At 51.5% G+C, this 13,331-nt stretch carries 11 protein-coding genes and 1 tRNA gene; 6 read left to right on the top strand and 6 right to left on the bottom strand.

Features of this window, described 5'->3' with window-relative positions; translation table 11 throughout:
* Positions 1–55: 55 nt before the first annotated feature.
* Together ACMAZB_RS08270 and ACMAZB_RS08265 are read right to left on the bottom strand one after the other, a co-directional pair.
* Positions 56–739, bottom strand: coding sequence for a Bax inhibitor-1/YccA family protein (locus tag ACMAZB_RS08270; RefSeq protein ID WP_435210897.1), 684 nt, complete (start codon positions 737–739; stop codon positions 56–58).
* Between the two features lie 92 nt (positions 740–831).
* On the bottom strand, positions 832–1,569 hold the full coding sequence (locus ACMAZB_RS08265; protein WP_435216443.1) for an SIMPL domain-containing protein: 738 nt from the start codon (positions 1,567–1,569) through the stop codon (positions 832–834).
* Positions 1,570–1,884: 315 nt separating this feature from the next.
* On the opposite strand from ACMAZB_RS08265, the gene ACMAZB_RS08260 reads away from it, so the two are divergent.
* Positions 1,885–3,357: a M20/M25/M40 family metallo-hydrolase gene (locus ACMAZB_RS08260; protein WP_435216442.1), complete on the top strand. Its 1,473-nt coding sequence runs from the start codon at positions 1,885–1,887 to the stop codon at positions 3,355–3,357.
* Between the two features lie 60 nt (positions 3,358–3,417).
* Here ACMAZB_RS08260 and ACMAZB_RS08255 read toward each other — a convergent pair whose 3' ends face one another.
* Together ACMAZB_RS08255 and ACMAZB_RS08250 are read right to left on the bottom strand one after the other, a co-directional pair.
* Complete coding sequence (locus ACMAZB_RS08255; protein WP_435216440.1) at positions 3,418–3,963, bottom strand: PilZ domain-containing protein; 546 nt, start codon at positions 3,961–3,963, stop codon at positions 3,418–3,420.
* A gap of 393 nt (positions 3,964–4,356) precedes the next feature.
* On the bottom strand, positions 4,357–4,962 hold the full coding sequence (locus tag ACMAZB_RS08250) for an SOUL family heme-binding protein (RefSeq protein ID WP_435216439.1): 606 nt from the start codon (positions 4,960–4,962) through the stop codon (positions 4,357–4,359).
* 135 nt (positions 4,963–5,097) lie between these two features.
* Here ACMAZB_RS08250 and ACMAZB_RS08245 point away from each other — a divergent pair, with 135 nt between their 5' ends.
* A complete protein-coding gene (locus tag ACMAZB_RS08245) occupies positions 5,098–7,332 on the top strand; it encodes a prolyl oligopeptidase family serine peptidase (RefSeq protein ID WP_435216437.1) in 2,235 nt (744 codons plus the stop codon).
* 210 nt (positions 7,333–7,542) lie between these two features.
* Here ACMAZB_RS08245 and ACMAZB_RS08240 read toward each other — a convergent pair whose 3' ends face one another.
* Complete coding sequence (locus tag ACMAZB_RS08240; protein ID WP_435216435.1) at positions 7,543–8,646, bottom strand: pyridoxal phosphate-dependent aminotransferase; 1,104 nt, start codon at positions 8,644–8,646, stop codon at positions 7,543–7,545.
* 704 nt (positions 8,647–9,350) lie between these two features.
* Between ACMAZB_RS08240 and ACMAZB_RS08235 the strand changes: the two genes are divergently transcribed.
* A complete protein-coding gene (locus ACMAZB_RS08235) occupies positions 9,351–10,151 on the top strand; it encodes a sensor histidine kinase (protein WP_435216433.1) in 801 nt (266 codons plus the stop codon).
* 378 nt (positions 10,152–10,529) lie between these two features.
* Positions 10,530–11,495 (top strand): CsgG/HfaB family protein, encoded by a 966-nt coding sequence (locus ACMAZB_RS08230; protein WP_435216431.1) that lies wholly within the window; start codon positions 10,530–10,532, stop codon positions 11,493–11,495.
* 49 nt (positions 11,496–11,544) lie between these two features.
* On the opposite strand, the gene ACMAZB_RS08225 is transcribed toward ACMAZB_RS08230, so the two are convergent.
* Positions 11,545–11,632 (bottom strand) — tRNA-Ser (locus ACMAZB_RS08225).
* 360 nt (positions 11,633–11,992) lie between these two features.
* On the opposite strand from ACMAZB_RS08225, the gene ACMAZB_RS08220 reads away from it, so the two are divergent.
* Together ACMAZB_RS08220 and ACMAZB_RS08215 are read left to right on the top strand one after the other, a co-directional pair.
* Positions 11,993–12,694, top strand: a complete 702-nt coding sequence (locus ACMAZB_RS08220) for a hypothetical protein (protein ID WP_435216429.1) — start codon at positions 11,993–11,995, stop codon at positions 12,692–12,694.
* 97 nt (positions 12,695–12,791) lie between these two features.
* Positions 12,792–13,238 (top strand): hypothetical protein, encoded by a 447-nt coding sequence (locus tag ACMAZB_RS08215; protein WP_435216427.1) that lies wholly within the window; start codon positions 12,792–12,794, stop codon positions 13,236–13,238.
* Positions 13,239–13,331 lie beyond the last annotated feature (93 nt).

Genomic DNA, 13,331 nt, shown 5'->3' with positions numbered 1-13,331 from the left:
GATACCCGCATAAAAAAACCCCGGCGATACCGGGGTTTTCAGCCTTGCGTTCAAATTAGTCGTCACCGCCACCGAAGGCACCGATCAGATGCAACATGTGGATGAACAAGTTGTAAATGTTGAGGTACAGCGACACGGTAGCGCGAATGTAGTTGGTCTCGCCGCCATTAATAATCCGGCTGGTGTCGAACAAAATCAGGCCCGACATGATCATGATTATGGCTGCCGAAATCGTAAGTGATAGCGCAGGTATACCCAGGAAGATGTTGGCAATGCTCGCAACGATCGCCACGATGAGCCCCGTCATAAGAAAGCCTCCCATGTAGCTAAAATCTTTGCGGCTGTTTAGCGCGTAGGCAGACAAGCTGAAAAACACCAGAGCAGTTCCACCTAGGGCCTGCATAATCATGCTGGGGCCGCCAGGCAGAGCCACGTAATAGTTGAGCATGGGGCCGAGTGCGGCACCCATAACTCCGGTGAAAGCAAAGATGGCAGGCAGGCCTTTTGCGGTATCTGCCATGCGATTGACAACAAACAGCAGTCCAAAGCCAACAAGCATCATCACCAGCCCGGCCATGTGGGAGAGGCCAAGGGCCATGGAGGTGCCCGCGGTCACGGCACTGAATGCCAGTGTCATACCTAAGAGCATATATGTGTTTCTAAGGACTTTGTTGGTGCTAATCGCGCTGTCAGCGCCTAACACGTCAACTTGTGATGAAAAAACTGGCTTGTCGCTCATATTACTCTCCAGAGTTGATAGAGGTTCGATCATGTATAGATAATAGGGATCGAGGCATCATTTTCCAAGTGTAGCAGGGAACTTCGGTGTATTTAGGGTGAAATTGCGAAAGCAACGTTCACATTGGCCGTTACACGCAATTCTCCGGGCTGATAAGCGGCCTCTGGAGCGTCTGATTCCATCGCCATCCTCATCGGTTGCTCAGGCCGGTAGGTGGTCTCCAGCGTGCTCATGCGCACAACAGGACCCAATTTGACCTGTGCAGCATCTGCCAAAGCCGAGGCGCGCTGCTTTGCTTGCTCAACCGCCAGTGCCAGTGCTTTTTGATAGTTTTCCTCATACTTTGAACTCGACAGCTGCGGAGGACTGACACGGTTGATGCCGGCATTGCTGGCCTCACTCATGACTGGGCTCAGCAGTGCCAGATCGCGCACAGTAACCCTGATATCACGTGAAACTTCATAGCCATCTGCGACCGACTGTTGCTGCGATTGGTTGTATCGGTAGCGGGGCGAAATTCTGATATTTGTTGCTGCGAGGTCTTTGTCATCGATATTCAATGCTCGCAATTTTGTCAGTATGGTGCCGACGGCGGCGTCCACGGACATCTGTAGGTTGGTCAGGTCATTGCCCCTGAGGTTAATGCCTAAAGTAATCGAAGCCGTATCGGGTACCAGTGTTACCGCCCCCGTGCCGCTTATTGCAATAACCTGACTGTCTTCAGAGGCCTGAGCGCTCGCACTCAAGCAGGTGATAAGCACGCTTAATGCGGCGAGAAAGGCGGTTAGCCGACAGAGGTAGGCGCCTAGAAGGGATCGATTTTTCTGCATAACAATCTCCGGCAATGGATGAATTAGTTGGGCTAGTTGATGGAGTGTACTGGCTCCGGCCGAAGTTGGAGCATTGCGCGTGCTGAGAGTTCCCAAAAAATCGCTGCATTGTGAGTAAATATTGCCGAGTTTTAGGGTAGGGCACTCAACGGGGTATGGATCGGCTGCTTTCGAGAGATCCTAATCTATGTTGGGTCGAGACGCGGGGACGCTTTTTGTTCCCGAGTGTTTTGGCAAATGCTCTGCTGAATCGGTAAGCTGTAGTGCGACCCCGAAGAGGGCTTAGATCTCGCAACCATTAGGAATAGACCACTCATGTACGCATTGAACCTGCTGCCAGAGCAGTCAGACAACGTTTCTGCACTCTCCCGTTGGCTGACTCCTGTCCTAACAATTGTTGCCTGCCTTTACCTGCCGGCGATGGGCTATGCCACCCCTGTGTTAAAAGCGGGTTTAGACACCGATACGGTCACTGAAGCCGTGGCCTTGCGAGATGCAGCGGTTCGAGGAACTCAGGCTTTTCATTGGGTTGAAAAGTTGACCACGGAGGTAGGGCCTAGGTTGGCAGGCTCTGATGCCGAGGCAAGCGCCCGCGAGTGGGCAGTGAAGGAGTTGACCGATTTTGGATTCGATCGTGTTTGGGTCGAGTCTTTTCCGTTGCCCGGGTGGGAGCGGGGGCTTGAGACTGGCTATGTCATCTCGCCTTATCCTCAACCACTCACCTTGACCTCCTTGGGCGGTTCGGTGGCTACACCTGATGAGGGAGTGGAAGGCGAAGTCGCGATCTTCACCAGCTTACAAGCCTTAGAAGCAGCAGCCCCGGGTAGCCTCGAGGGAAAAATAGCGTACGTAGGACACGCTATGCGCAGTACTCAAGGCGGGTCTCACTATGGCTATTTTGGCCGTTTACGCCGAGAGGGCGCGAGTATTGCTGCCAGCAAAGGTGCAAAGGCGCTTTTGATCCGGTCCATTGGTACAGACAGTCATCGCATGCCGCATACCGGTTCTATGCGCTACGACCCAGATCAACCTAGGATACCTGCGGCTGCACTGTCTAATCCCGATGCGGATCAGTTAGAGCGCATCGCCGCTCGAGGAAAGATGGCCCGCGTAAGACTGTTGTTAACGCCGCGGTTTTTGGGTGAGGTGATGTCGGGAAATGTCATCGCTGATATTCGTGGTGCGGTGTCTCCGGAGGAGGTTGTGATCATAGGGGGGCACCTCGACTCCTGGGATCTTGGTACTGGCGCCATCGATGATGGTGCAGGGGTGGGCATCACTATGGAGGTGGCTCGCCAGCTACTTGCTTTAGAGAAGCGTCCTCGGCGCACTATTAGACTCATTTTATGGGGTGCCGAGGAGGTGGGGCTCTTGGGTGGAAAAGCCTATCTCGAGTCGCGAAGTGAGGAACTCCGAAAACACGTGATTGGTACAGAAAGCGATTTTGGCGCGGGTAGAATTTGGCAGGTGACTAGCCGAGTTAACGATCAGGCTCAGCCGATTGTTGATTTGATTAGTCAGTTGGTTGAGCCCCTAGGGATAGCACCCGGGCCTGTGGGAGTGGCGAGTTCTGGCCCGGATCTAACGCCAATGGTGTCAGCTGGTATGCCAGCCTTCCGCTTTGTTCAGGATGGACGCGATTATTTCGACCTGCACCACACCCCCGATGACACCTTAGACAAGATCTCTGCCGAGGACCTCGATCAGAATGTTGCAGCCTATCTGGTGTTCACTTGGTTGGCAGCCAACACCAAAATCAATGACTGGGGCTGGCCGTCTACCGACTGAATGCGCTTGGTAGCAGCCCAGGATGACACCGGTGGTGGTGACGCCTCAAGCGGCCAGCAATCATAGTAAGTCTGGATGTGTTAAGTGCCGACGCTCGGCCAAAACTTCCTGTTGTTTTTTGGATACAAAATGGACGATTTGTTCTGCCAGCGTCTCCTGCTGGCGTTGGTAGTGGGTTCTTAACCGAAATTGCTCCTGCTCTTCCTGACTTTCTCTAGGGACTCGTTTGCAGTCAACGACATCGGCGAGAACAATCACGGGTGTATTAGTCGTCGGCAGTATTAGCGAGATTTCAACCACACTTCCCGCCTGAGCTTCCCGTGTGGTTGTAAATGAAATACCTGAGCCGCTTATGTTAACTCGACGCTTTCTGCGTTTTTGGGCCGAGGTAGATAACTCATCTCGGATGGCGTCGATCTTGTTATTGAGTAGAGTGACGAGATGGGCAAGCGTGGGATTCTCGGGGGCGCAGTCATTGATGCCCGTATTTATTTGGAGGCTGATCTCAGATAGAGGATCCTCTGTGCCTGGATCGTCCTCCTTGAACCGCCAACCCATGACCAGAGAGGTATCAAAACGAAAATAATCACGACGTTCAGAGCTCATGACGTCCTGCCTCCACAGATTGACCAACGATCTTTGGCTAGTTACTGAACCGATGTTTGAATGTCGTGTGACGTTAGCGGAAATCAATGACGTTGGATAGCCTGTCTCAGGCCTCCCAATGGTGTCCCACGAAGGCTGCCGGCTTAGCTTTGTAGAGTCTGATCGACTGTTACCTAAACCAGTCTAAGCAGGTCGCTTTCGCTGGAAGTGGCGGTGGAGCCTGCACCGCCGTTGTCAGTGTTGAAGGTTACTTACTCCAGGGTCGTCCCTGACAGGTGGCTCGATTTTTACAACTTTCCGTGCAGCCTCTGCAGGGCAAAGATTCGGCCGGAGGGGTTGAATTTGCCATCATTTTTTCTCCTGAAAATGCATGCCTGCTGCAGTGGCAGTGCGTTAGCGACCTGCCGTGCCACTGGCTCTCAAAGGCTCTACTATGGGCACGATAATTTCATTGCGGCGCATGAAGGGCAGCGTCCACGGTGGGTTGTATTGATTCAACGTAGGACGTCCATTGGTCTCTATTTTTTGGGAGTCTAAAAACGCCGTCAACAATGCCCAATGCTCGTCAACTCGACTATCTGTGGCCCGACCGCTGAACCGAATAACGGCGGCGTGATAGGCTGGCTCTTCTCTAAATTTTACCCGCGCGTCATCGGGCGCTGGTAGCTCGTTCATTGCGTATTCGGCCGGTAGAACAAAGGCCATCTCGCGACCATCTGCTCCCGGCATTGTGCTTTGCACCGGCGCTGTCATGGCAATTTCCTGTTCAGCGGCGTTGCCTCCAAAGATGTATCCCGCGAGCACACGGAAACCTGAATTTTCGCCGCCAGCCATTTCGGTCATGGCGAGTATTCTGGGCTCGTAATGGCGGATCTCTACTGCGGGGTCTGGCCAAGACTCGACGAGGCGATAGGAGGGTTCTTCGATAGCGTTAGCGGCCAATGGCATGAAGCCTAGGCAGGTTAAAAGCATAACCGGTACGTATTTGATGAAGTTCATATAAAAGCCCAGCCTTTGTGTCTGTGGTGGTATTACGCGCACCCCGGAGGTTGGATCAGTAACGGTAATGGCATCGTTTTGTCCGCTGCTTTACCTTTACAATGCGCGCTGGCAATAAAATTGGATTCGAGCTACATGACAAGACATTTTCGAAAGGCAATGTTGCTGGCGACACTCGTTGGAGTTTTGACCACAGCATGCGAATCTGATGATCGGATGAAAGAGGACACTATGCCGTCGTTACCCAAATCCACGCAGTTAGAGCCACCCGCCACAAAAATTGAAAACGTGGTGGACAATCACTGGGGGATTCAAGTTGAAGACCCTTATCGATGGCTTGAAGATCAAGACAGTCAGGAAGTGTTGCAATGGTTTACGCAGCAAGGTGCGTTCACCGAGCAGGTGCTGAGCGCTTTGCCTAGGCGAGAACAGCTATTGCAGCGACTTACTGAGCTCGATCAAGGAGCGCCCTATACGACCTACGGTGTTCGGCAACTGGCAAAAGGGGATGTCTTTTTCCTGCGACGCAATGCTGGGGAAAGCCTTGCTAAGCTTTACCATCAGTCTGAAGGTGCGGTTGAGGCGCGGTTGCTGGTCGACCCCGATGCGCTGGCTGTAGATGACGAATCTCATGTTTCAATAGAGGGTTACATGCCGTCTTGGGATGGGCGGTTCTTAGTTTACGGCGTTGCTCAAGGCGGCTCTGAAGAAACAACTTACAGTGTGATTGATTTGACGTCGGGAACGACCTTGCCCGATACCCTGACTAATATCGAAACCGCATACAATCGTCCACAGTGGTCGCTTGATGGCAAAGGATTTTATTACTCTCGCCGCCGAGAGTTACCTGTTGATGCGCCTGACACCGAGATCTATAAACGCACAGAAGTGCGTTATCACGTTGTAGGGAGCGATGCAGGAGAAGACGTTGTCGTGGCCGCTTTTGAGGTTTCAGATCGGTTGCCGCTGTTGGAAACCGATTTCCCAAGCCTAGTCGTCACGCCGGGCTCGGATTTCGCTGTGCTCAAGGTGAAGCATGGTGACAATAATGAGATTTCAATTTTTAGCGCACCCGTTGAGACCTTGCTGACAGGGGCTGTGCCATGGGTGCAAATTACGCAGGAGTCTGATTTGGTCACAGACTTTGCCGTGGTTGAGGATAGTATTTATCTCATTACGGCTAAGGATGCACCACGTTTTAAGCTCGTGAGAACAACCCTATCTTCGCCTAACTTTGCTGATGCTAGAGAGGTAATTGCCGCCGGTGATTTGGTGATTGAAGGCATTGCTGCTGCAGCCGACGCTATTTACTTGAGTGCAAAACAGGATGGGGTGAATAAAGTGTTGCGCTTGTCCGATGAGGGCAGCGTTAAACCGCTGAAAACACCTCGTGATGGGGCGGCCTACATTTCGTCGGTGTCACCACTGGTGGCAGGCGTGCTGGTCTATGAGTCAACATGGATTCAAGGGGGCGTTCGCTACGCCTATGACCCCCTTGAGGATAACTTTAGCGACACGGGTATGGTCCCCAAGGGTAAGTTTGATGAACTTGACGGGTATATTGCCGAGGAGGTTTTGGTGACCTCCCATGATGGGGTCAAAGTACCGGTATCCATTTTACGTCGAGCAGACCTCGTTCTGGATGGCACTAATCCAACGATCGTCTATGGTTATGGCAGTTATGGCATAAGCCAGGATGTATCGTTTTCTCCCATTCGCTTGGGGTGGATTGAGCAAGGCGGAATTTTTGCAATTGCCCATGTTCGTGGTGGCGGAGAATATGGACAAGCTTGGCATTATGCGGGCCGCATGCAGAACAAACCCAACACTTGGAAAGACCTCATTGCCGCTGCAGAGTACCTGGTTGATAACGGCTATTCCGGAGTAAATCACATGGCCCCTATGGGTGGCAGTGCGGGCGGAATTTTGGCGGGTAGGTCTGTGACCGAACGCCCAGATCTTTTCGGTGCGGTTGTGATGCAAGTGGGTATGCTCGATGCGATACGAGCTGAAACCACAACCAACGGGGTGCCCAACATCAAAGAGTTTGGCAGCGTCACCGATGCCAAGGGCTTCGAGGGCCTACTGGCCATGAGTGCGTATCACCACGTGGAAGACGGAGTGCAATATCCAGCGGCGCTGCTAACCCATGGCTTTAATGACCCCAGAGTAAACCCCTGGATGTCTGGCAAAATGGCTGCGCGCCTGCAGGCCGTGGCCCAAAACAACACGCCGGCGTTGCTGCGAGTTGATTTCGATGCGGGACACGGTATTGGCTCTACCCGCGAGCAGGTGCTGGCCCAATACGCAGACATCTATAGTTTCTTGTTTTGGCAATTGGGGCGTCCCAATGCCGCGAGTGGGAGTTAATACCCGATACCTTGAGTGGGCGTTCGATTCTCTTGCCCCAGTTGAAAAGCATAGGGCCCGCTGGATTCAATGGCGGCACGGTCAGGGTAGGGCGCACACCACTACGGCACAGACTGAGGGGCTCGGTGTAGATCTTGAAAGTATGGTGTCGTAGTGAGGACCCGACTAAGTCCTAGCAACACCAACACTCTAGCAAGGTGTTCCGCGGCGCTAGACGCTTGCTGCATATACCTCTGAAAAAACGCGATCAAAGATATTTAGGTCTTCTAGTTTTCCCATGCTAATCCGAATATGGGTTGGATAACCGGGATAGCCGCCGCGAATTAATACATTACGACTCGCCATTTGCGCGACAAAGTCGGTCGATTCTATGCCTATATCGGCGAACACAAAATTGGTATGAGAGGGCACAGGCGTCACGCCAGCCCGTTGCAAGGTCGCATAAACCATGGCGCGTCCTTCGAGTATTTTTTGTCTCGAAAAGGCGATAAATTCTTCGTCCAGATAACTGTGGTACGCGGCTGTGAGACCAATGCCATTGGGCCATGCCATAAGGGTGCTGTTTACCCTAGTGATGGTTTCGGGTTGACCAAGCGCATAACCCACCCGCATGCCTGCCATGCCAAATATTTTTGAGAAGGTACGAGTGATCAGCACATTCTGCTCGTCTCGCACCAGATCCACCATGCTCTGATCAACGGGGCTGTCGGTAAGCTCATTATAGGCTTCGTCAACAATCACCAGCGCTCTATTGCCAACTTTCCGGCAAAAGCTTCGCAAGGCCGCTGAGTCAATTGGTATTCCCGCAGGATTGTTTGGGTTTGCCAAATAAATCAGAGATGTTGTGTCGTCGACCTGCGCACTCATGGCGTCTAGGTCTACTTGCATGTCGTTCCTTAGTGGCACGGTGACAACTTCAAAGCCTAGCTGCCTCGCGTAACCTAGGTGGGCGTCGTAAGTAAGGGCGGGCACGAGGATTTTTCCTTTTTCGCCGTAGGCAAGAATTGCCGCTTGAAGTGCTTCATTTGAACCGGAAGACACCAGGAGATGCTCAGGCGTTAGATTATGCCTTTGTGCGATGGCCTTTTTGAGGTTATCAAGTATCGGAAAGTCGGTGGGTGAGTCGGGATAATAAGCCGAGAGAGCCACCACTTCGTTGACGGCAGCTATCGCTTTCGGACTTGGGCCATAGGGGTTTTCATTGAACACCAAGCGGACTTGTCCTTTGGGCAGTACATATTGTCCGAGGCTTGGCCCGCTAAAAGAAGTCAGCAGTGCTACTCCTAAACCACCTAATACCTGCCGTCGTTTCATGGCGTGTTCCTCATAGCTTCAATGAGTCCCCGATCTCCGACACGAGCTTTGGCTCGGCCATAGCCAGCATCGGAAGAAGGACTGAGCAAGCTACATAGAGGTCGTAGGTCACGTCAAGTTGGGGGGTATGTATCTTGCGTTGCAAGAATTGGTGGGGGTTAGGACGACTTCGAACTTCAGGAATAGTGCTTCTCACCGGTTTCAATAGTATTTCTAATGGCTGGAGCGGGTGCCCAACGCCCACAAGGCTCGAGAATTTTATGCGCGCGAATAGCTCAATCTGGCAACTTACTAAACGCCGGGTCGTCTCTCCGGCAATGCTGCAACAACATTAAGTCATTGGAGCTGGAGCAGCGTCATTTTGGTTTTAACCAATCAGGCTGGACATTGACTCCTAAAACGCGGCAAGCGTTCTTCGCCTCGGAGCAGGGTAAGTACATTTTCGCCTCAAAAATGCCCCGCCTGTTGTGCGTGCGCTCAATGGGGTGTAATTTTTGAACTAGAAGGTAGGCTTTGCTCTACATATTTAGAGGTGGCAGACAACGCGCTCACTAGCTCGAAGCGAGGTTTGAGGATCGCACAGGTGTTAAATGCTAACTAAAAGAGTCGTCGTAATAACAACGATATCAGTCCTTGTGAGTCTGGTATTGACCCAAGCATTCGTCACGTTCCTGCTGGATGGGGTAGGGGGGAGACTATCCCTAGTGCCCGGACTAATAATTCCGCTCATCATTGCACCAATAGCAAGCATTTGGGTGCAAAAAATAAACGACCGAGCCGCGGCGCTAGAGCAAGAAAAATTGGAACACGCATCTAAGTTAGCCCTTTTGGGCGAAATGACGGCGAGTATTGTGCATGAGATTAACCAACCACTCTCAGCGGTTAAACTCGTGGCGCAAGGATTGCAACGCCGGTCCCCAGCGGATGCCGAGCGCACACTTGAGCAGCTACCTGCCAAGCTCGATAAGATTGTCAGGCAAATAGACCGTGTTACAGAAATCTGCGCGCTTATCAGGAAGTCATCACGCGTCGATAGCGAATCAAATCTGTCCGCCAGCGTAGAAACGGTTATTCACGATAGCTTCGAATTAATAGGGCCTCAATTGAAGGCAGCGAACATTGAATTCAGCGCTATGATTGAAGACGAGCTGCCGACTGCAGCGATCCACCCAGGAAAGCTCGAGCAGGTGATGCTCAATTTGACAACAAATGCTAGGGACGCGCTGTTAGGCACTAGTCAGCCGTCATTATGGATAAAAGTTGAAGCTTACTATGATGGCTCGATCGTCATAAAATTTGAGGATAGTGCAGGAGGCATCCCGCCACAGGCTCTCGTAAAAATCTTTGATTCCTTCTTCACAACGAAACCAGCGGGTGAAGGAACAGGCATAGGTCTTTCACTTTCGAAAAACTTTATTGAGACTGCGGGAGGGACCATCGACGTGTGCAATACGAGCGCGGGTGCTCTATTTACGATTCGCATCCCTGCGAACGCACAGACTTAACAAGGAGCGCAGAATCTCTCGGAACGGTTATAGCGCGAGCTCTTAACCCCGGGCGTTTCAGGGCTTTGACGTTCATTGGCAGGTTCATCTTTTGGGTTGCTTCGATACGCTGCGCTTCTAGATAGTGTGGTTAAGTCACTCCCTACTGAGTTGGCTAAATTATCAGCCTGCAGGGTATCGCCCCTCGAGGCTGCAGGTTTTACCTTAGCCTGTGCGCCGCGGGCTTCGTTCATAAGTGGGTGCCTATGGTGTTGGGAATAACGCTTGCCGAATCGGAACAGTGTTCTTGTACATTGCGACTCGAGCTACATCTTTTCGGGGGCTATGATCTAATACATCGGTACTCTAGTATGGAAACCAAAAAGTAGGTCTACTGTCATGAAAACGCTAACTCACGCGTTGTGCCTGATCGCGATCTTGTTACAGGTGGGAATTGCGCAGGCCGAACTTGCCACCATTACGGGCGAGGAAGACGAGCCAATTGTTGAAACATGCTCTGAGCCCAAAGGCACGCTTGCTATTGCGGAACCACAAACGCAGGTGTTGATGGCACTAACCCAATACTCTTTGCCCGCCCCAACAGCATTGCTTCGACAGTTTGTTCAAGCATCAAATTGTTTTCAGGTGGTCGAGCGCGGTGTTGCGATGCAGAATATTCAGCAGGAGCGGATCCTTGCGGAATCCGGCTTGCTGCAAAACAACTCGAACATGGGCGGTGGGCAATTAGTTACTGCTGATTTCGTTATGACACCTGATGTGTTGTTTAAAGATAGCAATGCTGGCGGAGCGGCTGTTGGGGCTGCCGTAGGCTCGCTGTTCGGTGGTCTTGGCTCTTTAGTTGGTGCTATGGCCGGGGGTGTGAAATTTCAGGAGGCGCAGACGACGCTTACCCTTGTCGATGTGCGCTCTAGTCTGCAAGTGGCCTCCGGTACAGGCACTTACAAAAAAACCGACTGGGCCTTTGGAGGGCTTCTCGGCGCGGTGGGCGGTGGGGCCTATACAAGCACCGATGAGGGTAAACTCGTTGCTGGTGCGCTTTTGGACAACTACAACACAATTGTGAAGCGCATTGCGGTTAACCCGTCACTGTTGGCCCCAACATCTTCGATTGGGCAGCAAAATGCCAATGCTTCATTGAAAGCTACGGTTTTTAGCGCCGGTGATGTGCTGACGCCCAAAATCAACAATTTGAAAGTCTATAAAGGGCCGGACAAAACCTCTGACAGTACCGAGACTATCAACAAAGTAGACGAAGTAGTTTACCTAGGAGAGTCGAGTAACGGCTTCCTATACGTGCAGGGTGCCGATGTCGAGGGCTGGGTTCAGGGCGTGATGCTTAAATAGTCTTGGAGGAGATGCCGAACAAGGGGGTAAAAGGGCATGTCGATAAAAATGGCGGTGGGCGTAGGATTCGAACCTACGGAGGATCACTCCTCAACGGTTTTCAAGACCGCCGCTTTCGACCACTCAGCCAGCCCACCAGATCTTTGGACTGAATGTCCAAAGGAGCGCGCATTATAGCGATCAGGACGTTGGCATCAAGCTGATGTGACGATTACTTGCATAAAAACGTAAATCTACGGGTATTTCTAAGCGCCAAAGCGACGCTTCTAGGGCAACAAACCAGACTTTTCTCCGTTTAACTGCAAAACAACTCGCAGGTTTTCGAGGTGGATTTGCGACTTGCCTCACAATGCTTGGACGTTTTTGTAGTGCTTTTTCGCCGTTGGCTTCCAATCCCTACTGAATTTACAGAGACTCAGTAGTGAAGCTTAGAAATGCGCGCGGTGGCCTTGTTCATTGCACGCTCAAATAAAAAACGCATTCGCTGGGAGTAGACCATGAAACTTTGTTCATCCTTATTGCTGTTGCTGGGTCTTTTTATCGCAGGTTTTTCTTATGGCGATGACGCAATGACGCCGGTTGTGAGCGTCGTAAACGTCAAGACTTCGAATCCCGCTGCATATAGACAATATTTAAAAGATAACCCGGGAATTTTTGAGGCTCTTGGTGCTGAATCTGGTGGCACATGCACCACGGTCAGCGGACATCGTTACCCTGGGCAAGCTTTTGCCTTTAGTTTTTACAATGACGCGAGTTCGGCTTTTAAAGCTGCCACCAAGTTTTCACAAACCCCACGCAATGCCGAATTAGAGGCTATCTCGTCGGTGGTATCCGCAGAATTCTACGCGGTGCTCAAGCCTTTCACACTGCCATCGGGTTTTGAACGCCGTTATCAGATTGTTGTAAATGATGCGTCTGCTTACATCGCCGCCGCCACGAAACTTGAGAAGGCAATGCAAGACAATGGGCACAAGGTAGAAGTAGGAATTTTTCAACCCATGGGTAATGGCCACCAAAAAGCAAACTTGTTGGATGTGCGGATATTTGCCGTGGAGCCTGAAGTGGCTGGAATGATGGTTAATGACTTTCTGCAACGCAAGGCGTGGGCGCTTGAACCGTATGGGGAAATGTTAGCCACCATCGAATCCCTCGAATTAGATACTTTTGAGGACTGTGTGCAGGTTTACACGGCCAACTAACTTAACGAATGTGGGCGTGCCTGGCTGCCTGATTTTAATCATGATTAAGCAGCCTGCAGGCTTGCAACTTGGAGCACTCACTAATAGGAGTCATCACATGATGCAGAAACTAGCTAAAGTGTTTGGGACGCTGTGCATTTCATTGGGTTTGTTGTTTGCGACGCTGGCGGCACAGGCTTTTGAGCCGACCGGCGAGTCTTTTCCTGCCAGCTTCAAAATGACAAGTTGGACCAGCAGCGCTTCAGGTAGCAGTCTTACCGCCGAGGGTGTTGTTGGAGAAGGCTATGGCAAGGTCTACTTAAGTTACGACTTTGTGAGTAACTCTGCTGATCGTAACAAGGGCAACTTCTCAGGAAACCTCCGATCCATAAATCAAGACGGCGTCATGATAGCTGCAACGCTGCAAGGCATCTGGAAGCGCAACGGTAAGTCAGTAATGATGTACACACTAGATGAATTCTCAAACGGAGACATGATTTACGCTGAGGGCGTCATCGATTTAATCGAGGGAACGTTAAATTTCACGGCGTTTCCTATCGATTAATGGCTGTCTCGTGGAGGCATGCAAAGGCTAGTTGAGGGCCTTAAATGCGGGCTATGGTTGGCCGTTTACTCAGACTCTGAAAATTGTTGATAA

Origin of the sequence: Luminiphilus sp. nBUS_07, assembly GCF_051201685.1 — a bacterium.
Taxonomy (GTDB): domain Bacteria; phylum Pseudomonadota; class Gammaproteobacteria; order Pseudomonadales; family Halieaceae; genus Luminiphilus.
Note: the sequence above shows the minus strand (reverse complement) of the source record. Positions and strands in the feature narration are given on the sequence as shown.